This is a genomic window from Micromonospora sp. WMMC241, from assembly GCF_027460165.1.
In the GTDB taxonomy this organism is placed as follows: Bacteria; Actinomycetota; Actinomycetes; order Mycobacteriales; family Micromonosporaceae; genus Micromonospora; species Micromonospora humi.
Genome location: NZ_JAPZBF010000001.1, coordinates 5,115,697 through 5,138,044 on the forward strand (window position 1 = coordinate 5,115,697; position 22,348 = coordinate 5,138,044).

At 72.5% G+C, this 22,348-nt stretch carries 15 protein-coding genes; 5 read left to right on the forward strand and 10 right to left on the reverse strand.

The features are described from left to right. Nucleotides 1–7 precede the first annotated feature (7 nt). The 4 genes from ilvC to O7598_RS23095 all read right to left on the reverse strand — a co-directional run bounded on the left by ilvC (nt 8) and on the right by O7598_RS23095 (nt 6,161). The gene (gene ilvC / locus O7598_RS23080) at nt 8–1,021 is read right to left on the reverse strand and encodes a ketol-acid reductoisomerase (protein ID WP_269693372.1); all 1,014 of its coding nucleotides are present in this window, start codon (nt 1,019–1,021) and stop codon (nt 8–10) included. Between the two features lie 58 nt (nt 1,022–1,079). Beyond that, on the reverse strand, nt 1,080–1,595 hold the full coding sequence (ilvN, locus tag O7598_RS23085; protein WP_269693373.1) for an acetolactate synthase small subunit: 516 nt from the start codon (nt 1,593–1,595) through the stop codon (nt 1,080–1,082). A 62-nt stretch (nt 1,596–1,657) separates the two neighbouring features. Beyond that, nucleotides 1,658–3,580, reverse strand: coding sequence for an acetolactate synthase large subunit (locus tag O7598_RS23090; RefSeq protein WP_269693374.1), 1,923 nt, complete (start codon nt 3,578–3,580; stop codon nt 1,658–1,660). 145 nt (nt 3,581–3,725) lie between these two features. Continuing rightward, entirely contained in the window at nt 3,726–6,161 is a 2,436-nt protein-coding gene (locus tag O7598_RS23095) for a putative bifunctional diguanylate cyclase/phosphodiesterase (protein ID WP_269693375.1), read from the reverse strand. 110 nt (nt 6,162–6,271) lie between these two features. Here O7598_RS23095 and ilvD point away from each other — a divergent pair, with 110 nt between their 5' ends. The 3 genes from ilvD to O7598_RS23110 all read left to right on the forward strand — a co-directional run bounded on the left by ilvD (nt 6,272) and on the right by O7598_RS23110 (nt 10,615). Further along, entirely contained in the window at nt 6,272–8,119 is a 1,848-nt protein-coding gene (gene ilvD, locus O7598_RS23100; protein ID WP_269693376.1) for a dihydroxy-acid dehydratase, read from the forward strand. 75 nt (nt 8,120–8,194) lie between these two features. Continuing rightward, nucleotides 8,195–8,920, forward strand: a complete 726-nt coding sequence (locus tag O7598_RS23105) for a hypothetical protein (RefSeq protein WP_269693377.1) — start codon at nt 8,195–8,197, stop codon at nt 8,918–8,920. 216 nt (nt 8,921–9,136) lie between these two features. Next, nucleotides 9,137–10,615 (forward strand): stress response protein, encoded by a 1,479-nt coding sequence (locus tag O7598_RS23110; RefSeq protein WP_269693378.1) that lies wholly within the window; start codon nt 9,137–9,139, stop codon nt 10,613–10,615. A gap of 328 nt (nt 10,616–10,943) precedes the next feature. Here the strand turns inward: O7598_RS23110 and O7598_RS23115 are convergent, their stop codons facing one another. From O7598_RS23115 to O7598_RS23130, 4 genes are all read right to left on the reverse strand, one after another. After that, nucleotides 10,944–13,388 carry a glycoside hydrolase family 2 protein gene (locus O7598_RS23115; protein ID WP_269693379.1) on the reverse strand — a complete coding sequence of 815 codons (2,445 nt, stop codon included), beginning with the start codon at nt 13,386–13,388 and terminating at the stop codon, nt 10,944–10,946. Continuing rightward, on the reverse strand, nt 13,385–14,227 hold the full coding sequence (locus O7598_RS23120) for a carbohydrate ABC transporter permease (RefSeq protein ID WP_269694953.1): 843 nt from the start codon (nt 14,225–14,227) through the stop codon (nt 13,385–13,387). The genes O7598_RS23115 and O7598_RS23120 overlap by 4 nt, the downstream gene beginning before the upstream one ends. A gap of 41 nt (nt 14,228–14,268) precedes the next feature. Then, nucleotides 14,269–15,282 carry a carbohydrate ABC transporter permease gene (locus tag O7598_RS23125; protein ID WP_269693380.1) on the reverse strand — a complete coding sequence of 338 codons (1,014 nt, stop codon included), beginning with the start codon at nt 15,280–15,282 and terminating at the stop codon, nt 14,269–14,271. 82 nt (nt 15,283–15,364) lie between these two features. After that, a complete protein-coding gene (locus O7598_RS23130) occupies nt 15,365–16,648 on the reverse strand; it encodes an ABC transporter substrate-binding protein (protein WP_269693381.1) in 1,284 nt (427 codons plus the stop codon). Nucleotides 16,649–17,032: 384 nt separating this feature from the next. On the opposite strand from O7598_RS23130, the gene O7598_RS23135 reads away from it, so the two are divergent. Next, entirely contained in the window at nt 17,033–18,052 is a 1,020-nt protein-coding gene (locus tag O7598_RS23135; protein WP_269693382.1) for a LacI family DNA-binding transcriptional regulator, read from the forward strand. A gap of 18 nt (nt 18,053–18,070) precedes the next feature. Here O7598_RS23135 and O7598_RS23140 read toward each other — a convergent pair whose 3' ends face one another. Continuing rightward, nucleotides 18,071–20,449 (reverse strand): putative bifunctional diguanylate cyclase/phosphodiesterase, encoded by a 2,379-nt coding sequence (locus tag O7598_RS23140; protein ID WP_442929935.1) that lies wholly within the window; start codon nt 20,447–20,449, stop codon nt 18,071–18,073. Nucleotides 20,450–20,904: 455 nt separating this feature from the next. Between O7598_RS23140 and O7598_RS23145 the strand changes: the two genes are divergently transcribed. After that, entirely contained in the window at nt 20,905–21,309 is a 405-nt protein-coding gene (locus tag O7598_RS23145) for a PH domain-containing protein (protein WP_269693384.1), read from the forward strand. Here the strand turns inward: O7598_RS23145 and O7598_RS23150 are convergent. Continuing rightward, nucleotides 21,303–22,229, reverse strand: coding sequence for a 2-hydroxyacid dehydrogenase (locus tag O7598_RS23150; RefSeq protein WP_269693385.1), 927 nt, complete (start codon nt 22,227–22,229; stop codon nt 21,303–21,305). The two genes, O7598_RS23145 and O7598_RS23150, sit on opposite strands and share 7 nt — an antisense overlap. Between the last annotated feature and the right edge of the window lie 119 nt (nt 22,230–22,348).

The following is a 22,348-nucleotide window of genomic DNA, read 5'->3' on the forward strand; positions in this document are numbered from 1 at the left end:
TGTCGGATCAGGCGGTCTCGGTGATCGGGCGGTCCACCCAGCTCATCATGGCGCGCAGCTTCTGCCCGGTCTCCTCGATCGGGTGCGCCGCGCCCTCGGCCCGCCACTTGGCGAAGTTGGGCCGGCCGGCCTCGTCCTCGGCCACCCACTCGCGGGCGAACTCGCCGGACTGGATCTCACCGAGGATCTTGCGCATCTCGTCCTTGACCCGCGAGTCGACGACGCGGGGGCCGCGGGACAGGTCGCCGTACTCGGCGGTGTCGGAGATGCTGTAGCGCATCCGGGCGATGCCGCCCTCGTACATCAGGTCGACGATGAGCTTCAGCTCGTGCAGGCACTCGAAGTAGGCCACCTCGGGGGCGTAGCCGGCCTCGGTGAGCACCTCGAAACCGGTCTGCACCAGCGCCGCCGCGCCGCCGCAGAGCACCGCCTGCTCGCCGAAGAGGTCGGTCTCGGTCTCCTCGGTGAACGTCGTCCTGATCGCGCCGGCCCGGGTGCCGCCGATCGCCTTGGCGTACGCCAGGGCGAGACCGAACGCGTTGCCGCTGGCGTCCTGCTCGACGGCGACCAGGCACGGCACGCCCTTGCCGTCGACGTACTGGCGACGGACCAGGTGACCGGGGCCCTTCGGGGCGACCATCGCCACGTCCACCTCGGCCGGCGGCTTGATCAGGCCGTACCGGATGTTGAAGCCGTGCCCGAAGAAGATTGCCTTGCCGGGCGCCAGGTTCGGCGCGATGGCGTCGGTGTAGAGCGCGCGCTGGGCGGTGTCCGGCGCCAGGATCATGATCACGTCGGCCTCGGCCGCCGCCTCCGCCGGGCTGAGCACCCGCAGGCCCTGCTCCTCGGCCTTGGGCCGGCTCTTCGAGCCGGCGGGCAGGCCGATCACCACGTCGACGCCCGAGTCGCGCAGCGACAGCGCGTGCGCGTGGCCCTGGCTGCCGTAACCGATCACGGCGACCGTGCGTCCCTGGATCAGGCCCAGGTCGGCGTCGTCGTCGTAGAAAACCTCAACGCTCATTGACTTCCCTTTCCTACGGCGGTGCCCGTCGGCCCGTCGAAAAACTGGTGGGTACGGATCAGGCGGCGCGCAGCGCCGGGCCGGCGGTGATGGCGCGGGAGCCCCGCCCGATGGCCACCGTGCCGGACTGGACCATCTCCTTGATGCCGAACGGCTCCAGGTCACGCAGCAGCGCGTCGAGCTTGTCCGGCGTGCCGGTGGCCTCGACGGTCAGCGTGTCCGGTGCGACGTCGACCACCCGCGCGCGGAACAGGCCGACCGTCTCCAGCACCTGGGCGCGGGCGCTGCGGTCCGCCCGGACCTTCACCAGCAGCAGCTCCCGGGCCACCGAGACCTGCGGGTCCAGCTCGACGATCTTGAGTACGTTGACCAGCTTGTTCAGCTGCTTGGTCACCTGCTCCAGCGGCGAGGACTCCGCGTTGACCACGATGGTGATGCGGGAGACGTCGGGGTTCTCGGTCTCGCCCACGGCGAGGCTGTCGATGTTGAACCCGCGCCGGGAGAACAGCCCGGAGACCCGGGCCAGCACGCCCGGCTTGTTCTCCACCAGCACGGACAGCGTGTGCAAGGTCATTGCTGTGCCTTCCTCGTCATGCCCTCATGGCCCTCGCTGCGCTCGGTGCATTCGTTCATGACCTAGATATCGTCCTCGTCGAACGCGGGGCGGACACCCCGGGCGAACATGATCTCGTCGTTGCTGGTGCCGGCGGCCACCATCGGCCAGACCATCGCGTCCTTGCCGACCACGAAGTCGATGACCACCGGCGCGTCGGTGATCGCCATGGCCGCCTCGATGGTCTTGTCCACGTCCTCGGCGTTCTCGCAGCGCAGCCCGATGCAGCCGAGCGCCTCGGCCAGCTTGACGAAGTCGGGGATGCGGTGCTTGTGCGTGCCCAGCTCGGTGTTGGAGTAGCGCTCCCCGTAGAACAGGGTCTGCCACTGCCGGACCATGCCCAGGTTGCCGTTGTTGATCACGGCGACCTTGATCGGGATGCCCTCCAGCGCGCAGGTGGCCAGCTCCTGGTTGGTCATCTGGAAGCATCCGTCACCGTCCACCGCCCACACCGTGGTGTCCGGCTTGCCGACCTTCGCGCCCATCGCGGCCGGCACGGCGTAGCCCATGGTGCCCAGGCCGCCGGAGTTGAGCCAGGTGTTCGGCTTCTCGTACGAGATGAACTGGCTGGCCCACATCTGGTGCTGGCCGACGCCGGCCACGTAGATCGCGTCCGGCCCGGCGATCTCGCCCAGCCGCTTGATCACGTGCTGCGGGGAGAGCGTGCCGTCGGACGGCTCCTCGAAGCCGAGCGGGTACCGCGCACGCAGGTCGTCGAGCTGGGTCCACCAGTCGGCCAGGTCGGCGGTCGGGTGCGCGGCCTGCTCGGCGGTCACCGCCGCGATCAACTCGTCGATCACATGCCGTGCGTCGCCCACGATCGGGACGTCGGCGTGCCGGTTCTTGCCGATCTCCGCCGGGTCGATGTCGGCGTGCACCACTGTGGCGTCCGGCGCGAACGAGTCCAGCTTGCCGGTCACCCGGTCGTCGAAGCGGGCGCCGAGCGCCACGATCAGGTCGGCCTTCTGCAGGCCGTAGACCGCGGCGACGGTGCCGTGCATGCCGGGCATGCCCAGGTGCTGGCGGTGCGAGTCGGGGAACGCGCCGAGCGCCATCAGCGTGGTGACCACCGGGATCCCGGTCTGCTCGGCCAGCCGGCGCAGCCCCTCGGTGGCGCCGGCCTTGAGCACGCCGCCGCCGACGTAGAGCACCGGACGGCGGGCCGCGGTCATCAGCCGCGCCGCCTCGCGGATCTGCTTGCCGTGCGGGTGCAGGGTGGGCCGGTAGCCGGGCAGGTCCAGCGTGGGCGGCCAGGCGAAGGTGGCAGGCGCCTGGAGGACGTCCTTGGGGATGTCGACGAGCACCGGGCCGGGCCGGCCGGTCGAGGCCAGGTGGAACGCCTCGGCCAGCACGCGGGGGATCTCGTCGGCGGTCTGCACCAGGAAGTTGTGCTTGGTGATCGGCAGCGTGATGCCCTGGATGTCGGCCTCCTGGAAGGCGTCCGTGCCGATCGACGGCCGGGCCACCTGGCCGGTGATCGCCACCATCGGGACCGAGTCCATGTAGGCGTCGGCGATCGGGGTGACCAGGTTCGTCGCGCCCGGGCCGGAGGTGGCGATGCAGACACCGACCCGGCCGGTGGCCTGTGCGTAGCCGGTGGCCGCGTGCCCCGCGCCCTGCTCGTGGCGGACCAGGATGTGCCGGACCGTGGAGTCGTAGAGCGGGTCGTACGCGGGCAGGATCGCGCCACCCGGGATGCCGAAGACCACGTCGACGCCGAGCGCCTCCAGCGACCGCACCAGCGAGCCGGCGCCGGAGACCTGCGCGGTGGCGGACTGCCGTACGGGCGTGGCGGTGGTGTCCGCGCCGGCCGGGACGGCCCGGTTGCCGGCCGGGGCGGTGCCCGGGCGGGGGGCGGGAGCGTGGTCGGCGTCGCCGGCCGCGCCGGCGCCCGGGCGGGCCCGCCGGGCGGAGTGGGCGAGGGTCTCTGGCGTGGGTCTCGTCATGGCGGTTCAGGCCTTCGGCTGTGAGTGGGTGACGCGGGCGACGGCAACAAAAAAGCCCACGTGCAGGATGCACGGGGCCAGCGCACTCTCAGGAGGAGAGTGCGCTCAGGTAAGTACTCGCAGCGACCGGTTCGACGACATGTGGCTAAGCCTGACGCATCTCACGCGATGAGTCAACTGATCCCACATTCTGGTTCACGGACGTGGGCGTGTCGGCCGTCGGCACCGCGTCCGCACCCGGTGCGAGCTGCGACGACGCGTCGAGCGGGGGGCGTGGCGCGGGCGGGTTGTTACGCAGCCGGGGCAGCAGCGGCGACGGGGTGCGCACCGGCGGGGGCGGCGGCGCGGGCGGGAGCGGCGCGGGCCGGTTGCCCGGCGAGGTGGCCGCCTCCAGCATCGCCTCCAGGTGCTCGGCCGGCACCCCCCAGCCGAAGAGCGCGCCCTGGCCGAAACGGCAACCGGCGGCCACCACGGCGGCCAGCTCGGTGGGGTTGGTGACACCCTCGGCGATCACCTCCAGCCCGAACTGGTGGCCGAGGCGCATGACGATGTCCACCATCGGCGCGAACGCCGGGCCCTCCCGGCCGACCGGCCGCACCGGCTCGTGCTCGGCGACCAGACCGTGATCGATCTTCAGGATGTCGATCGGCAGCCGGCGCAGCTGACCCAGCGAGGAGTAGCCGGCGCCGAAGTCGTCCAGCGCGATGCGCACCCCGGTCAGCCGCAAAGCGGTCAGCCGCCGGATCAGCTCGTCCAGGTCGGTGGCGACCGCGTGCTCGGTCACCTCCAGCACCAGACGCTGCGGCGGCACGTGGTGCGCGCGCAGCGCGTCGGCGACCTGGACCACGTATTCCGGGGCGTGCAGCTCGCGCGGCGACACGTTCACCGACACCCAGACGTCGTGCCCGTCGGCCAACCACCGGGAGAGCTGGTAGCAGGCCTGGTGCAGCACCCACGCGCCGAGCTTGGCGATCATCCCGCACTCCTCGGCGAGCGGGATGAACTCGTCCGGCCGGACGTTGCCCAGCTCCGGGTGGTGCCAACGCAGCAGCGCCTCGGCGCCGACCGGCCGGACCGAGGGCAGCGAGGCCACCGGCTGGAAGACCAGCCGCAGCTCGTCCCGCTCGATCGCGCCGCGCAACTCGTGCTCCAGCCGGGTCCGCCGGCTGAGCAACTGGTCGTACGTTGCGTCGTAGCGCTCGATCCGGTTCTTGCCGCGCTGCTTGGCGTAGCGCAGCGCCAGGTCGGCATTGCGCAGCAGCAGCTCGACGTCGTGGTTGCCGTGGCTGCCGGCCACCCCGATGCTGACCGAGAGGAAGACCGGCCCGTCCGCCTCCTCGTACGGGCGGCCGAGCACCCCGAGCAGGCGATCGGCCACCGGGCCGGGCTCGGCCGACCCGTGCATCAGCACCGCGAACTCGTCGCCGCCCAGCCGGGCGGCGAGATCACCCGGGCGCAGGTTGCCGCGCAGTCGCCGGCCCACCTCGGCCAGCACGGCGTCGCCGACGTCGTGCCCGCGCATGTCGTTGACGTTCTTGAAGCCGTCCAGATCCAGCCCGAGCAGCACGCAGGGGACGCCGGTCTCGGCGCACCGTTGCAGGGCGCGCAGCAGGCCGCGCCGGTTGGCCAGGCCGGTGAGCGGGTCGGTGTGCGCCAGCTCGCGGAAGTGCGCCTCCCGCTCGGCCAGCCGGACGGCGTAGCCCCGCACGTCGTTGAGGGCCAGATATTGCCGGGCCACCAGCGCGAAGCCCTCGACGCTGCCGGCCACGATGCCGTAGCCGTCGAACCGGCCGCCCTGGGTGAGGTGGTACATCGCGGAGGCGGCGATGGCGAACATCGGCACGAAGGCGTACTCGCCGTCGCGGCGGATGAGGTCGACGTCGAACCGCGTCGCGTCGGCCCGGCGCCCGGCGACGGCGACGGCGAGCAGGCCGGCGGCGGTCACCACGGCGCCGACCGCGAGCACGCCGGGACCGCCCTGGCAGAGCCCGCCCGACACCCCCAGCCCGCCGACGGTCACCGCGATCGCCCCGGCGCCCAGCAGGGCCAGCCAGCCGCGCGGCGGGGCCGCCCGCAGCACCAGGATCAGCGTCAACCCGGCGGTGAGCGCCGCAGTGACGGTGGCCAGCAGGATGGGCAGGCAGCCCACCGGCGTGGCCCCGCCGAGCAGGCGGGTCGGCTCGCTGAACGCCACCCAGCCGACGAACCAGAGCGCGGTGGCCATGATGACGCCGTCGAGGAGCAGCCGGGCGGTGGCGGCCCGGGTCGCGGCCGCGCCGGGCAGCCGGAGCAGCGCGGCGCCGAGCCCGAGCCCGGCCAGCGTGGTGCACGCCGTGACGAGCGTGGCCCAGCCGGTGCGCTGGCCCTGCCGGTGCGCCCAGTGGTCGCCGGCGGCCAGCAGGCCGACCAGACCGAGGAGCAGGCCGACCAGGGCGACCGTGCCGGCCACGGCCAGCAGCACGTGGGCCTGCCGCCGGGGGCAGGCGCGGCGACGGGCCGACCCGGCGAGCAGCACGACGGCACCCGCCGCGGCCAACCCGCTCAGCGCGGCGACGGCGACCATCCCCGGGGACGACTGCACGCGTCAACTCTGCCGGATTCGCGCCCTCCGTGGGGCACCGGGTGTGCAACTGTTGGGACACAGGGTGCACGGCCGGGGACGGCCGGTCCGGCGGTGTAAGACTGGTACCCATGCCTGAGCTGCGGTCGAGGACATCCACCCATGGTCGGACGATGGCCGGCGCCCGGGCCCTCTGGCGGGCCACCGGGATGACCGACGACGACTTCGGCAAGCCGATCGTCGCCATCGCCAACAGTTTCACCCAGTTCGTACCCGGTCATGTCCACCTGAAGGACCTCGGCGGCCTGGTCGCCGACGCGGTGGCCGAGGCCGGCGGCGTGGGCCGGGAGTTCAACACGATCGCCGTGGACGACGGCATCGCCATGGGCCACGGCGGCATGCTCTACTCGCTGCCCAGCCGGGAGCTGATCGCCGACGCGGTGGAATACATGGTCAACGCGCACTGCGCGGACGCCCTGGTCTGCATCTCCAACTGCGACAAGATCACCCCCGGCATGCTGCTCGCCGCGCTGCGGCTGAACATCCCGACCGTCTTCGTCTCCGGCGGCCCGATGGAGGCCGGCAAGACGGTGGCCATCGAGGGCGTCGTCCACTCCAAGATCGACCTGATCGACGCCATGATCGCCTCCTCGAACGAGGCGGTCACCGACGACCAGCTCGGCGAGATCGAACGCTCCGCGTGCCCGACCTGCGGCTCCTGCTCCGGCATGTTCACCGCCAACTCGATGAACTGCCTCACCGAGGCGATCGGCCTGGCGCTGCCCGGCAACGGGTCGACGCTCGCCACCCACGCCGCCCGCCGGTCGCTCTTCGTCGAGGCCGGCCGCACCGCCGTGGAGATCGCCAAGCGCTGGTACGACGAGGACGACGCCTCGGTGCTGCCCCGCGCGATCGCCGGCCGCTCGGCGTTCGAGAACGCGGTCGCCCTCGACGTCGCCATGGGCGGCTCGACGAACACGATCCTGCACCTGCTCGCCGCCGCCCGCGAGGCGGAACTGGACTTCGACGTGGCCGACATCGACGCCGTCTCCCGGCGGGTGCCGTGCCTGGCCAAGGTCGCCCCGAACTCGCCGAACTACCACATGGAGGACGTGCACCGGGCCGGCGGCATCCCGGCCATCCTCGGCGAACTGGACCGCGCCGGCCTGCTCCACCGCGACGTGCGCGCGGTGCACTCCCCCGACCTGGACCGGTGGCTCGCCGACTGGGACGTCCGGGGCGGCAAGGCCACGCGAGAGGCCGTCGAGCTGTTCCACGCCGCGCCGGGCGGGGTGCGCACCACCGAGCCGTTCTCCACCACCAACCGCTGGTCGTCGCTGGACACCGACGCGGCCGGCGGCTGCATCCGCGACCGGGAACACGCCTACAGCGCCGACGGCGGCCTGGCCATCCTGCACGGCAACCTGGCGCCGGACGGCTGCGTGGTGAAGACCGCCGGGGTGCCCGAGGAGTGCCTCACCTTCCGCGGGCCGGCGAAGGTCTACGAGTCGCAGGACGACGCGGTGACCGCGATCCTCGCCAAGCAGGTCGTCGCCGGCGACGTGGTGGTGATCCGCTACGAGGGCCCCAAGGGCGGCCCCGGCATGCAGGAGATGCTCTACCCCACCTCGTTCCTCAAGGGCCGCGGCCTGGGCCGCTCCTGCGCGCTGCTCACCGACGGCCGGTTCTCCGGCGGCACCTCGGGCCTCTCCATCGGGCACGCCTCACCGGAGGCCGCCGCCGGCGGGCTGATCGCGCTGGTGCGCGACGGCGACGAGATCGTCATCGACATCCCGGGCCGCTCCATCGAGCTGAACGTGCCGGCCGACGAGCTGACCGCGCGGCGGGTGGCCGAGGAGAAGCGCGACCGCCCGTACACCCCGACCGACCGCCAGCGCCCGGTCTCCGCGGCGCTGCGCGCGTACGCCTCGATGGCCACCTCCGCCAGCGACGGCGCCTACCGCCGCGTCCCGGAGTAAGGAGGGGCCCCCGCTTAACGCCTCAGGTATAGGCGGGGCCCCCTTTTAACACCCGCCCCGGTAGGGTCCGGCGGCGTGGAGACGACGACGGTGAGTTACGCGCGACTGGTCCGACCGGCGATCGACCGGGTCTACGTGGGCGCCCGCTGGGCGGCCCGGCCCCGGATGGAGGCGTTCTACGCCGAACGCGGCTGCGACCTCGGCGCCGAGAACAGCTTCTTCTCCGGCGTGCTGGCCCGGCCGGTGCCCGCCGAGGCGCTCGCCGACGGCCTGGTCTACACCGACGGTGACATGAGCCGGGAGTTGAAGCAGGGCATCTTCGTCCGCGACGACGAGGGGGCCTGGCACCTGACCGAGCTGGGCCGGGAGTTGGCCCTGTTCGCCCAGCGGGCCACCGGCGAGGCCGCCGAGGAGAAGTGGGCGATGTTGCCCGGGGTGCTGCCCGGCCTGAGCATCGTGCCCCGGCTGGTGGAGCTGGTCGGCCGGGTGCTGGCGCACGGGCAGGCCAGCGGCGGGCCGGCGTTCCACGCCATGTCCCCGCCGTACGAGCCGGACGACGCGTCGCCCGCGCTGCTGCTGGTCACCCGGCTGGGCTCGCTGCGACACCACCGCGCGGACGCGCACCGGGCCGCGTGGCGGGCCGCCGGCCTGACCGCCGACGGGATCCGCGCGCTGCCGGACGGGCCGGAACGCGCCGCGATCGAGGCCGACACCGACCGTCGCGACGAGCCGGCGTACGTGGCGCTCACCGAGGCGGAGCGCTGGGAACTGCTCGCCGGCCTCGCCGCCCTGCCCAACTAGCACTCCTTACGCGACGTACTCGAAGCCTCGACTCAGTGGAGCGCCGTGGGTGTCGCTGTTTCAGCCTGACACCCACGACGTTCCACTCGCCGCGCAGTCGCCAATCTGACGGACAAACCTCGTACGGACCGAACCGATGACGTCAAGCTCTCCGTCCGACAATCGGATCGGGCCGAATGCCCTACGGGATACCCGACCGGGCAACTCTTTCCGGGCGTGTGCGCTAATGGTCACGCCACTTTCCGACCCGGCCCGCAGGTAACTTCTCGTACCACCGCCTTCACGAGGAGTCATTGCATGTCTGAGGAGACCTGGCTCGCCGCCCGCCTGATCCCCACATCCGGCATCAACGGCGCCGACGAACAGGAGCGACGGGCGACCTCCGCCCTGCTGGCGGTGATGAGCGCGGTCCGGGAGTTCGGACGGGTCCTGACCCAGTCCTTCGGCGCACCGGCCGGCACGGTTCAGACCTTCATCGAGGTCCCATTCAAGCTCGGCAACCAGCAGCTCTTCCCGGACGGCCTCATCCGCGTCACCAGGGGTCAGCGGCAGTGGACCGCACTCGTCGAGGTGAAGACTGGCAGCAACGCGCTGAAGACCGAGCAGTTGGAGGCGTACCTGGACATCGCCCGGGAGCAGGGTTTCGATGCGCTCATCACGATCTCCAACGAGATCGCTCCCGTCCCGGGCCAGCATCCGACCGCGATCGATCGCCGAAAGCTTCGTAAGGTCGCGCTCTACCACCTGCCCTGGACGGAGATCCTCACCCAGGCGGTGGTCCAGAAGGAGTACCGCGGCGTCGCCGACCCGGACCAGGCGTGGATCCTGGGCGAGCTGATCCGATACCTCGAACACCCCCGCTCGGGCGCGCTGGAGTTCAGCGACATGGGCCCAGCCTGGGTGCAGGTACGCGACGGGGTGTCGGCTGGAACGCTGCGGGCCGGCGACAGCGGCGCAGGTGAGGTTTCCGGCCGCTTCGACGCTTTGATCCGCTACGCCTGCCTGCGTCTCGGCCGGCAACTGGGCACCGACGTCACGCCCGCGCTGAGCCGCCGTGATCTCGCCGACCCGGCCGCACGCAGCCAGTCACTGGTCAGTCAGCTCGTCACCACCGGAACCCTGACCGGCAGCATCAGGATTCCGGGCGCGGTCGGAAACCTCCACGTGACGGCCGACCTGCGGGCCGGGCAGATCGTCTGCCACGTCGATGTGGACGCCCCGCGCACCGGTCGACCGACCACCAGGGTGAACTGGCTGATCCGCCAACTGAGGGACGCGCCGGAGACGGTGCGGATCGAGGCGTTCGCCATGCACGCCCGGGGCGGTGGCGCGACCGACCTCCTACGCCAGGTCCGCGCCGAGCCCACGGCGCTGATCGCCGACCCCGCGCGCGAGCTGCGGGCCTTCCGGGTCGCCCAGAGTGCAGCGGCAGGAAGCAAGCGTGGAACCGGACGGGGTTCCTTCATCGACTCCGTCCTGCACGCCATCGACGACTTCTACGAGCAGATCATCCAGAATCTCAAGCCGTGGATGCCCGCGCCGCCGCGCCTGCGTACGCCGGACGATGTCACGCCGGTCCAACCGGTCGCCGCCAGTCTGGTTTCCACCGCGATCTCCTCCCAGGACAGCCCGGAGTTCGACACCCCTTCCGAGGCGCCGGTCAGCCACGGGTCGCACATCCGGTCTGAGGAGTGAGCACCGCCCCTCCTCGCGCTGCCTCCAGAGGAAGGAGAGGCGGTGGGTGACCGAATCATCGTCCGTTCGGACTCGTGGTCCGGTCCTGCTCAGCCGGGTCGGTGCCGTCCACGGGCACACCGGCCTCGCGGGGCCACGCCTGCGGGGCGTCTGGATCGGCGCGCGGAACGTCGGGCGGCGTGTGCTCGGGGTCGGCGCCCCCGGCGTGTTCCTCGGAAAGCTCCACCGGATCAGTCATGCCATAGCTGATACCCGCCCCGCTCCGCCCGAACCGGAGTGTTAACAGGGGCCCCCGCCTATGCAGAATGCGTTAAGCGGGGGCCCCGCCTTACATGTTCACGCAGCGGAGCACGGGGCGGCTCGTCAGCGCCGTCGTGTCCAGCGCAGCCGCGGCGTGCACCGTGAAGACGGCGCTCTCCCCCGGCAACAGCGTCACCAGCGCCGCGTCGACCTGGGCGGACGGGTCCAGCCGGTCGGGGAACAGCGTCAGGTCGCGCAGCACCGTCCGCGCGGTCACCCGGACCCGCTGGCCGCCGTCCGCCGGCTCGACCGTCGCCTCCCACTCCGCCGCCGGCCAATCGACGTCGCGGTCCTCGGCGTAGAACCACAGCGCGCGCTCCGCGGTGTCGCCGGCCTCCGCGACCAGCAGCTCGCGGCGGCCCTCGTCCGGCCGCGCCAGCTCCGCCGGCAGCGCCAGCACCACCGAGGAGTACGCCGGGACATCGAGGTCGACCGAGGTCTTCGCCCTCGGCTCCCCGGCGAGGGTGAGCCGGGTGACGGTGGCCGGCGCGGTCCACGCCTCGGCGGTCTCGTTCACCGCGACCAGTGCCAGCCCACCGTCGCGCGGCTGCACGGTGAGCAGCCGGTCGGCGTAGGCGCGGCGCAGCGCGTACCAGAGGGGTTTGCGCCGGCCGTCGCCGTCGACGGCGGCCCAGGAGGTGACCGGCCAGCAGTCGTTGAGCTGCCAGACGATGGTGCCCATGCAGATCGGGCGGTGTGAGCGGAAGTGCTCGACGCCGAGCTGGATGGCGCGGGCCTGGTTGAGCTGGGTGTAGTAGTGCCAGTCGTCGAAGTCGGCGGGCGGCGGCAGGTGCGCGTCGAGCCCGCGCTGGAGTTTCAGGTCCCCGTCGATGGCCTTCTGGTGGTGGGCCATGCCGGGCGAGTCGTGCGCGAGCGGCTCGTCGGAGATGGACCGGCGCAGCGTCGCGTACGCGGGTGGCGCCTGGTAGCCGAACTCGGCGACGAAGCGCGGCACGTACTCGCGGTACTTGGTGTAGTCGTCGTCGTTCCAGACGTCCCAGATGTGCATGGTGCCGTGGGCCGGGTCGTTGGGGTGGAGGTCCTCGCGGCCGGACCACGGGCTGCCCGGCCAGTAGGGCGTGGTGGGATCCAGCTCGCCGACGATCGCGGGCAGCAGCTCCAGGTAGTAGCCGCGTCCCCAGGTGCGGCCGGCTAGCGGCTCCTGCCAGTCCCAGTCGTGCCAGCCCCAGATGTTCTCGTTGTTGCCGGTCCAGAGCACCAGCGACGGGTGGCCGGCGAGTCGGGCCACCTGCTCCCGCGCCTCCGCCTCGACCTCACCGCGGAACGGCTCCTCCTCCGGGTAGGCCGCGCAGGCGAACAGGAAGTCCTGCTGCACCAGCAGGCCGAGTTCGTCGGCCAGCTGGTAGAAGTCGTCCGACTCGTAGCGGCCACCGCCCCAGATCCGCAGCAGGTTGATGTTCGCCTCGACCGCCTGGCCGAACCGCTCGGCCAGGCGGGCCCGGGTGACCCGGTTGGGAAACGCGTCGTCGGGGATCCAGTTGATGCCCTTGACGAAGATCGGCACGTCGTTGACGTGCAGCGTGAACGGGGTGCCGTGGGCGTCGGGCGTGGTGTCGAGGCGGACCGAGCGGAAGCCGATCCGGCGGGACGCGGTGTCCAGCTCCCGGCCGTCGGCGGCATGCAGCGTGACGTCGAGGTCGTGCAGCGGCTGGTCGCCGTGGCCGACCGGCCACCACAGCTCCGGGTCGGGCACGGTGAGCGTGAGCACGGCGGCCCGCTCCCCCGCCGGCACGGTGACGTCGGCGGCGACGCCGGCGACGGTGGCGCGGACGGTCAGCGGCTCGTCGCCGGCCCGCTCCACGTCGACGTGCAGCTCCACCCGGCCGACGCCGCCTTCGACCGTGACCAGCGGCCGGACGCCGGCGAGCCGGGCGGTGGACCAGGCGTGCAGGCCGATCCGCTGCCAGATGCCGGCGGTGACCACCGCCGGTCCCCAGTCCCAGCCGAAGTTGCAGGCGGTCTTGCGGATGAAGTGGAAGGGCTCCGGGTACGCGTTGGGCCGGTCGCCGAGTCGGTCCCGGTGCGCCTCCGCGTAGCGGTAGGGCGAGTCGAAGCGTACGGCCAGGGTGTTCTCGCCGGGCAGCAACAGCGACCGGACGTCGAACCGGTAGCCGCGGTGCTGGTTCTCGGTGTGCCCCACCTCGACACCGTTGAGCGTGATGGTGGCGACCGTGTCCAGGCCGGCGCAGGCCAGGTCGACCCGGTCGACGCCGTCGCCGGGCTGCCGGTCGAACGTGGTCCGGTAGACCCAGTCGGTGCGCCCGATCCAGGTGAGCCGGTTCTCGTTGTCGTCGAGGTACGGGTCGGGGATGAGGCCGGCCGCGAGCAGGTCGGTGTGCACGCATCCGGGCACGGTCGCCGGCACCTCGATCCCGGCGATCTCCGGCGGCACCTGCGGGCCGGGCTCGGCCCGCAGCGTCCAACCCTCGTGCAGCAGCGTGGAACGGCTCACGACTTCACCGCGCCTTCCATGATTCCGCGGACGATCTGACGTCCACCGATGAACAGCATGAGCAGCAGGGGGATGGTGGCGATGAACGCGCCGGCCAGCACCCGCCGGTAGATCACGTAGTTGCCGCTGGCCAGGTCGGAGACCGCGACCATGGAGGTGGGGAAGTCGGTGCCGCTCAGCGTGATCAACGGCCACTGGAAGTCGTTCCAGGTGGCCACGAACGTGAGCAGGCCGAGCACCGCGAGGGCCGGACGGATCGCGGGCAGCACGATGGTCGCGTACACCCGCATGGTCGTCGCGCCGTCGACCCGGGCCGCCTCGACCAGCTCGTCCGGGACGGTGTTCACGATGAACTGCCGCATGTAGAACACGCCGAACGCGGTGACCAGGCCGGGGGCGATGACCGCGAGCAGGGTGCCGTTCCAGCCGAGCTTGCCCATCACGATGTAGAGCGCGACGATGCCGAGCTGGTTGGGCACGGTGAGCGTGAGCACCACGAAGAGCATCAGCGCGTTGCTGCCCTTGAAGCGCAGCTTGGCGAACGCGAATCCGGCCAGCGAGCAGAAGAACAGCACCGAGGCGGTCACCACTGTCGAGACGATGACGCTGTTGACGAGCGAGGCGGCGAAGTAGACGTCCTGGAGTGAGAAGACCTCGTCGACGTTGGTGAGGAAGCGGTCGCTCGGGACGATCGCCGGGGGGAGCTTCGCCAGCGCCTCGTCGTTGCTGGTGGCGATGACGAACATCCAGTAGAGCGGGAAGGCGGCGAAGAGCATGCTGACCGCGAGCAGCAGGTAGGTCCAGAGGCCGGCCGGGGTGTCCTGCGGTGCCCGGGCCATCGGGCGTCGCTTGCGCCGGGCCGGCGGGGCGGCGATGGCACTCATTTACGACCTCCCGAGAGACGGTTCGTCAGCAGGTAGTTGACGCCGGCGACGACCAGGATGATCAGGAACAGCGCCCAGGACATGGCGGCGGCGTAGCCGAGGTTGAGGTCCTTCCAGCCGACCTTGTAGATGAGCTGGGCGATGGTCTGCCACTCGCCGTTGGGTCCGCCGGTGGCGGCCTGGGCGTTGAGGTCGAAGAGCATCGGCTCGGTGAACAGCTGCAGCCCGCCGATGGTGGAGAGGATCACGGTGAACAGCACCACCGGCTGGATCATCGGGACGGTGATCCGCCAGAGCTGCTTCCACTGGCCGGCGCCGTCGATCGCCGCGGCCTCGTAGACGTCGCGCGGGATGGACTGCATGGCGGCCAGGTAGAGCAACGCGTTGTAGCCGATCCACTTCCAGTTGACCATGGTGGCGACGGCGATCCAGGCGTGCAGCTTGTCGGCCCGCCAGTCGATCGGGTCGTCCGCGCCGCCGATGCCGAGCAGCCCGAGCACCCAGTTGGCCATGCCGAAGTCGCGGGAGAAGAAGACGCTGAACACCATCGTCGAGGCCACGATCGGCGTCACGTACGGCAGCAGCACGCCGACCCGCCACCAGGTCTGCGCCCTCAGTTGCCGGTTGAGCAGCGAGGCGACCACCAGAGCGAGCAGCAGTTGCGGCACGGTGGAGAGCAGGAAGATGCCGAACGTGTTGTAGAGCGCGTTCCAGAAGTCCTCGTCGGCGACCAGCCGGCTGAAGTTCTCGAACCCGGCCCAGTAGGGCAGCGTCGGGTCGTCGAGCCGGTAGTTGCGCAGCGAGACCACCGCGTTGAACAGCAGCGGGAAGAGCCCGAACACGAGGAAGATCAGGAAGAACGGCGCGATCATGAGGTACGGCATGTAGCGCATGTCGAAGCGGTACAGCCGGTTGCGCCAGGTCAGCCGCCGGTCGTCGGCCCCGGGACGGCCGCGCTCCGGCGCGGGTCGGCGGCTCGGCGGCGCGGGCGCGGCACGGGTGCTGGACATCGGATCACTCCAGAGCCGAGGAGGGTGGGCGGGTGCGGCGGCGCCGGAGCGGGTCGGGTCCCGCTCCGGCACCTGTGGTGCGTCAGGACTTGGCGGCCTTGTCGGCCTCCTTGACCGCCTCGTTCCAGGCGGCGTCCGGCTTCAGCGACTTGTTCTCCACCCGCCGGATCACGTTCTCCACCGCGACCCGGGTGGGGCCGTTCTTCTTGCCCAGGTACTGCGGGGTGAGGCCCTGCGCCATCTTCGGGAAGATCTGCCCGACCGGGGCGTTGTTGAAGAACGGGTTCTTGAAGTCGGCGATGGCCGGGTCGGCGTAGAGCGCCGGCTGGGAGGGCAGGTTGCCGACCTTCTTGAAGATCTCGATCTGCTGCTCCGGCGCGACCAGCCACTCCAGCAGCTTGTACGCCTCGTCGACGTTCTTGCCCTGCTTGGGGATGGTCAGGAACGAGCCGCCCCAGTTGCCGCCGCCGCCGGGGACCGCGGCGATGTCCCACTTGCCCTGGGTGCCGGGCGCGGTGTCCTTGATGTGGCCGAGCATCCACGCCGGGCAGGCGAGCACCGCGAACGCACCGCTGGTGAAGCCCTTGTCCCAGTCGGCCTGGAAGCTGACCAGGTTGGCGGAGAGCCCCTGGTCGACGGCCTTGACCGTGTAGTCGAAGGCGACCTTCGGGCCCTGCTGCATCTGGAGCTGTTCCTGGTCGTTGTAGAAGCCGACCTGCTGCTGCCCGAGGATCGGGTTGAACAGGTTGGTGCCGGCGTCGAGGAACTTCTTCTTGGTCTTGCCGGTGTACTGCTGGCCGACCTCGAGGAACTTGTCCCAGGTGGGCCAGAGCGCGGAGACCTGGTCGCGCTCGGTGGGCAGGCCGGCGGCCTTGAACAGGTCGGTGCGGTAGCACATGGCCAGGCCGCCGACGTCGGTGCCGAGGCCGATCTGCGTCTTGCCGTCGGCGGACAGCGACTGCTTCCACTTCCAGGGCAGGTACTTGCTCTCGTACGAGCCGGCGCCCTTGTCGAGCAGGTTGACGAACTTGTCGGACTGGCTGCGGAACTGGACCATGAAGCCCTCGTCGATCGCCGCGATGTCCGGCGCGCCGTTGCCGGCGACGAGCTTCTTCTGCAGGTCCTCGTGCTGGGCGTTGTACTCGCCCGAGTTGAGCTGGATCTTGACGTTCTTGTGCTCGGCCTCGTACTTCGTCTTGAGGTCCTGCAGGCCGAAGTCGCCCCAGAAATTGATCTTCAATGTGACCTGACCGTCGGCCGCGTCCGAGCCGCCGGTGGTGCTCCTGCCGCTGCAGGCAGCGATCATGACCAGGCTGACGGCACCGACGGCGGCCGTGCGCGCCCAGTGCGTCCAGGACCGTTTCATGTCATCCTCCGCGCCAAATGGGAACGCTCCCGAGATCGAGAGACGTTGACTGAACCGGATAAGTGAGGCCACCGTACGGTTCACCCCCAGCACTGTCAACGGCCGGTTAACAGCGAGGCCGTCCCGTAACCCTGGGACGCTTCTGGGAGCGCGACCATGCGTGGTGGAGCGCTTTCCTGAGCAGAATCGGGAGCGGGTGGGCACTGGACAGGATCCGGGTTCCCCGTACGCTGAACCGCACCAGTGACGAACTGTGCGGTTCAGTTCCTCCGCCCCCGCCGCGCCGACCGCGCGCCGGGGCGGGTGCAGTAGCGTCACTCACCGCCGGCACCCCGGCGGCCGAGAAGCGCCCGCGAGGGCCGGACACAGTGGAGGAACGCTTCGGTGAAGCGGCCGACCATCGCCGACGTCGCCCGGCGCGCCGGGGTCTCCAAGGGCGCGGTTTCGTACGCGCTGAACGGACAACCCGGCGTCTCCGAGGCGACCCGCCAGCGCATCCTCGCGATCGCCGCCGAGATCGGGTTCAGCCCGAGCAGCGCCGCCCGGGCGCTCTCCGGCGCCACCGCCAAGGCGGTCGGGCTGGCACTGTGCCGGCCCGCCCGGATACTGGGCATCGAGCCGTTCTTCATGGAGCTGATCAGCGGCGTCGAGTCCGAGCTGTCGGCCCGCTCGTACGCGCTGACCCTCCAGGTGGTCACCGACCAGGAGGCCGAGATCGCGGTCTACCGACGCTGGTGGGCCGAGCGCCGGGTGGACGGCGTCTTCGTCTGCGACCTGCGCACCGACGACCGGCGGGTGCCCGCGCTGGAGGAACTGCAACTGCCCGCGGTGGTGATCGGCGGTCCCGGGCACACCGGTGGCCTGGCCAGCGTCTGGTCCGACGACGCGGCGGCCCTGGTCGAGACGGTGGAGTACCTGGTCGCGCTCGGGCACCGGCGGATCGCCCGGGTCGGCGGGCTGCCCTCGCTGCTGCACACCGAGATCCGCACCGACGCGTTCACCGACGTGTGCCGGCGGCTCGGGCTGGACGAGGCGAGCACGGTCTGGTCCGACTACACCGGCGAGGAGGGGGCGCGGGCCACCCGCCGGCTGCTCAGCTCCGCCCGGCGGCCGACCGCGGTGATCTACGACAACGACGTGATGGCCATCGCCGGCCTCTCCGTGGCCCAGGAGATGGGGCTCGCCGTCCCCGGCGACCTGTCCATCGTGGCGTGGGACGACTCGCCGCTCTGCCAGCTCGTGCACCCGCCGTTGACCGCGCTGGGCCGGGACATCCCGGCGTACGGCGCACACGCCGCCCGGCAACTCCTCGCGGTGATCGCCGGCGAGGAGGTGACCGGCGTGCAGGACGAGACCGCCCACCTCACGCCGCGCGGCAGCACCGCCCCGCCGCGGGTTCACTGAACCGGTTAAGGGACCACCTCACCTCGACGCCGAGGGGAACTCCTCGAACCACGCCTCGACCCGCTCCGCGGTCGCCGGCCGGGCCAGCGCGAAGCCCTGCCCGTACCGGCAGCCGGCCTGCCGCGCCCCGGCCACCTGACCGTCCGACTCCAGCCCTTCCACCACCACCTCCACACCCAGCCGGTCGCCCAGGTTCGCCACCACGTCGATCAGCGGGCGCTGCCCGTCGGCGCCGGGCGCCACCAGGTTCGGACCCACCTTGAGCAGATCGATCGGCAGCCGGCGGAGCTGGGCCAGTGAGGCGTGCTCGGCCCGGAAGTCGTCCAGCGCGGTGCGGACGCCGAGCGACCGCAGGCCGGCGAGACGAGCCACCACCGTGGACAGCTCCGCCCCGACCGCCGGCTCGGCCACCTCCACCACCAGCCGCTCCGGCGGCACGTCGTACGCCGCCAGCGCGGTCGCGGTCCGCGCCACGAAGTCCTTCGCGGCCAGCTCCCGCGGGGTGACGTTGACCGCCATCCACAGCTCACGGCCCCCCTCCGACCAGGCGGCGAGCTGCCGGCAGGCCCGGTCCACCACCCACCACCCGACCTCCCCCAGCAGGTCGAGGTCGGTCGCCACCGGCAGCAGTTCCGCCGGCAGCACCGTGCCCAGCACCGGGCTGCGCCAGCGCAGCAGCGCCTCGGTGCCCGCCGGCATCCGGTCGGCCAGCGCCACCACCGGCTGGTAGACGAGGTCCAGCTCGCCGCGCGCCACCGCGCCGGGCAGCTCCCGCTCCAGGTCGAGCCGGCGGACCAGTTGCTCCTCCAGGTAGGCGTCGTACCACTCGACCCGGTCCCGGCCGAGCTGCACCGCCCGCCTACGGGCCAGGTCGGCCTGGCGCAGCACGTCCTCCGGATCGCCCCCGGTGGTCTCGGCCAGCCCGATGCTCACCCGGAGCCGGGTCACCCCGCCCGGCCGGGCGTACGGCTCGGCCAGCGCCGCCAGCAACCGGATGCCCAGCGCGTACGCGGGCACCGGCCCGACGTCGGTGAGCACCGCGTACCCGGTGTCGTTGAACCGGGCGACCAGGTCGTGCGGCCCGCAGCCGGCACGCAGCCGCCGCTGCACCTCGGCCGGCACCGGCCCGTCCGGCGCCGTCGCGTCGTCGCCGTGCAGGTCCACCACGAGCAGCGCGCCGCCGCTGCGCAGGGGCAGCGCCCGGACCAGTTCGGCCCGGGTCAGCGGCGCCGGCTCACCGGTCTCGCCGCCCGCGCCGACGACGCGCCGCAGCCATGCCTCGCTGGCGACCAGCCGCTCGACCCGGCGACGCTGGTCGGCGGCGGCGAGCAGCTCACCCACCATGATCGGCGGGATGACCGACAGCCCGAGGGCCATCGCCGCCGGGCTGAACTCCCCCGCCGTACCCAGATGCACCCCGGCGGCCACGGCCGCGATCCCGGCGGGCGCGGTGAGGCGCGGCCAGGCAGCCGGCGCGGCGCCGTGGTGCGGTCGCTCCCCGGCCGAGGTGCGCCGCGCGCCGGCCGCGGTGAGCAGCGCGCCGGCCAGCACCGGCGGCGCGACGGCCGACAGCGCCCGGTCCGGCGCGTGGTACGCCAGCAGCACCACGAGCAACGCCAACCCGCCCAGCGTGAGGCCGGCCCCGGCGTGGCAGCGCGCGGCTCCCGGCCGCCGGTGGCGCTCGGCGAGCGCCGCCATCGTGAGCACGGCCAGCGTCACCGCCCCGCCCACGCTGGCGATCAGCGCGGCCGGCGGCACCGGGCCGGCGGGCAGCAGCATCCAGCCGGCGAAGACCAGGCTGACGCCGAGCGCGAGCACGTCGACGGTACGACGCAGCCGCTCCCGCCCGGGCAGCCGGGACCGGCCGGGCAGGCGGAGCAGGGCCGCGGCGTGCAGTGACCCGGCCAGGCCCAGCCCGCCCAGCGCGACCGGCAGCCGGTGCGCCGGATCGCTGAGCGGCAACACCGCGACGGTGAGGCCGGCGACCAGGACTGCGGCGTCGAGGATCGCGGCGACCCGGCGTGACAACGCCACCCTCCGGGCCTGCCGCCCGGTCGCGCCCCCACCCGCCCGGCCGGGCGGCCCGTCCGGCGCACGGCGGCCCGGCCCGGAACCGGCGCGAGGCGTCGGGGAGGGCGCCGGGCGCCCCGAGGGCGTGCAGGGCGTCGACGACGCCCGGCGCTCCGGTGCCGTCCCGGCGTGCTCCGGCGCCGTCCCGGCGTACTCCGGCGCCGTTGCGGCGTACGGCGTCGGGGCGGGTGCGGGCCGCTCCGAGGCCGGGGCGGCGTGCGGCGGCGGGGACGGCGCGGGTGGGACGCCGGCCAGCCAGGCGAGCCGGACGCAGGCGAGGGCGCAGCCACCGGCGACGGCGAGCGCTGCGGCAGCGGGGCCGGGCATGAGCCCGGCGACGCCGGCCAGCAGGAAGAGCGCGCCGGCTAGCGAGACGGCGAGGTCGGGCGGTGCGAGCCACCGGCGGGGACCGGTGGGAGGGGTGACGGGCACGGCGGTCGCCTTCGTGAGGGGGCACGGGGCGGTGCGGTTGCGGCGCGGGGTCGTCGGGGCGTCACGGTCGCATCGGCGGGGATCGCTGCGGCCATGCCTAAGAACGATCCCGGAAGCAACCGGTTACGCAACACGGCTAGTGACGTGTGTCACAGGCGACCGCGCAGCGCTCGTCGGGGCAGCATGTCCGTTCCGCATTCCGGGGCCCCGCGAGATCTTGGTACGCAATGGCCCCCGGAAGGGCCGTCCGGTACCAAGATCTCGGGATTCTGCTGCCGAGCTCGGCAACGACGACGCGGCGCGGGTCGCCCGGAGGGGAACTTGACCTGGCCGGATGCGATCATCGGAGGGTGAGCCGCGCCGACACCGTCCGTTTCCGTCACAACCAGGCCATCCTGGCCGCCGCGATCGTCGCCTTCATCGGCGCGCTGCCGCTGGCCACCGCCCGCTGGTGGCTCCTCTGGGTGCTGCTCGTCCCGCTCGCGGTCGGGGTCTGGACCTGGCGGGCCGGCACCGACGCCGATCCCCGGGAACTGCGGCTGCGCGCGCTCGCCGGGCAGCGCCGGGTGCCCTGGACCCGGGTGGTGGAGCTGGGCGGTGATCCCCGTGGGCGGGCGGTCGCCCGGCTCGACGACGGTCAGGTGCTGGCGCTGCCGGCGGTACGCGCCACCGACCTGCCCCGGCTGGTCGCCGCCGCCGGCCAGGATCTGCCCGGGTACGGCACCGGTCCGGCGCGGCCCGACGAGGGTCAGTAGCCGTCGGTCACCCGGTTCGTCAGCTCCTCGCCGGCCACGAAGCGACGCAGCTGCTCCCCCACCAGCCGGTACGCGCGCGGCAGCAGGCCGCGTACCGAGCCGGCGACGTGCGGCGTGAGCAGCACGTTCGGCAGCTCCCACAGGGGATGGTCGGCCGGCAGCGGCTCCGGGTCGGTGACGTCCAGCGCGGCTCGCAGCCGCCCCGACTCCAGCTCGGCGACCAGTGCCGGGGTGCTGGCCACCGGCCCTCGCGCGGCGTTCACCAACAGCGCGCCGTCCGGCATCGCGGCGAGGAAACGCTCGTCGACCAGGCCCCGGGTCTGCTCGGTGAGCGGCACCAGCAGCACCACCACGTCCGCCGCCGGCAGCAGCGCCAGCAGCTCCGCCACCCCGTGCACCCCCTCGTCCGGGCGCGGCGTGCGGGCGACCAGGGTGAAGCTCACCTCGAACGGGGCGAGCCGGGCCCGCACCGCCGCGCCGATCGATCCGGCGCCGACGATCAGCACCCGCTTCCCGGCCAGCTCGTCGGTCGGCGCGACCTCGTCGTACGCCCACTCCCGGCGGGCCTGGGCGCGGGCCAGCGGCGCGAACCCGCGCAGCGCCGACAGGATCGCGGCGACCACCCACTCGGCGGTGGCCGAGTCGTGCACGCCCCGGGCGTCGCAGAGCGTCACGCCCGCCGGGACGCGTCCCACCCACGCGTCCGCGCCGGCGGAGAGGAGCTGCACCACCTCGACGTCCGGCAGCTCGGCCAGGAGAGTGCCGGCATCCGGGCCGGACAGGAACGGCGGCACCCAGAACCGCACCCCGCCCGGGGCGGACGGGAGCCGGGCCGGGTCCTCCAGCAGCTCCACGGTGACGTCGGGGGGAAGCTCGCCGAGGAGCCGGCGGCCGGCGGGGTGCGGGATCCATGCCTTCACGACCGCCGACGATATCCGTACCCGCAGGTCGGCGGCGCGTCGACCGTGACGAACGCCCCGCCGCGGGTCGGACACACGTGCGACAGGGTTTAATCGGGAGCGGGACGCCGGCCGGCGCC

What these genes read in the sequence shown, in the direction of transcription:
- ilvC (WP_269693372.1), bottom strand. Translation starts at nt 1,021, where the DNA reads ATGAGCGTTGAGGTTTTCTACGACGACGACGCCGACCTGGGCCTGATC.
- ilvN (WP_269693373.1), bottom strand. Translation starts at nt 1,595, where the DNA reads ATGACCTTGCACACGCTGTCCGTGCTGGTGGAGAACAAGCCGGGCGTG.
- O7598_RS23090 (WP_269693374.1), bottom strand. Translation starts at nt 3,580, where the DNA reads ATGACGAGACCCACGCCAGAGACCCTCGCCCACTCCGCCCGGCGGGCC.
- ilvD (WP_269693376.1), top strand. Translation starts at nt 6,272, where the DNA reads ATGCCTGAGCTGCGGTCGAGGACATCCACCCATGGTCGGACGATGGCC.
- O7598_RS23120 (WP_269694953.1), bottom strand. Translation starts at nt 14,227, where the DNA reads ATGGCCCGGGCACCGCAGGACACCCCGGCCGGCCTCTGGACCTACCTG.
- O7598_RS23125 (WP_269693380.1), bottom strand. Translation starts at nt 15,282, where the DNA reads ATGTCCAGCACCCGTGCCGCGCCCGCGCCGCCGAGCCGCCGACCCGCG.
- O7598_RS23130 (WP_269693381.1), bottom strand. Translation starts at nt 16,648, where the DNA reads ATGAAACGGTCCTGGACGCACTGGGCGCGCACGGCCGCCGTCGGTGCC.
- O7598_RS23140 (WP_442929935.1), bottom strand. Translation starts at nt 20,449, where the DNA reads ATGCCCGGCCCCGCTGCCGCAGCGCTCGCCGTCGCCGGTGGCTGCGCC.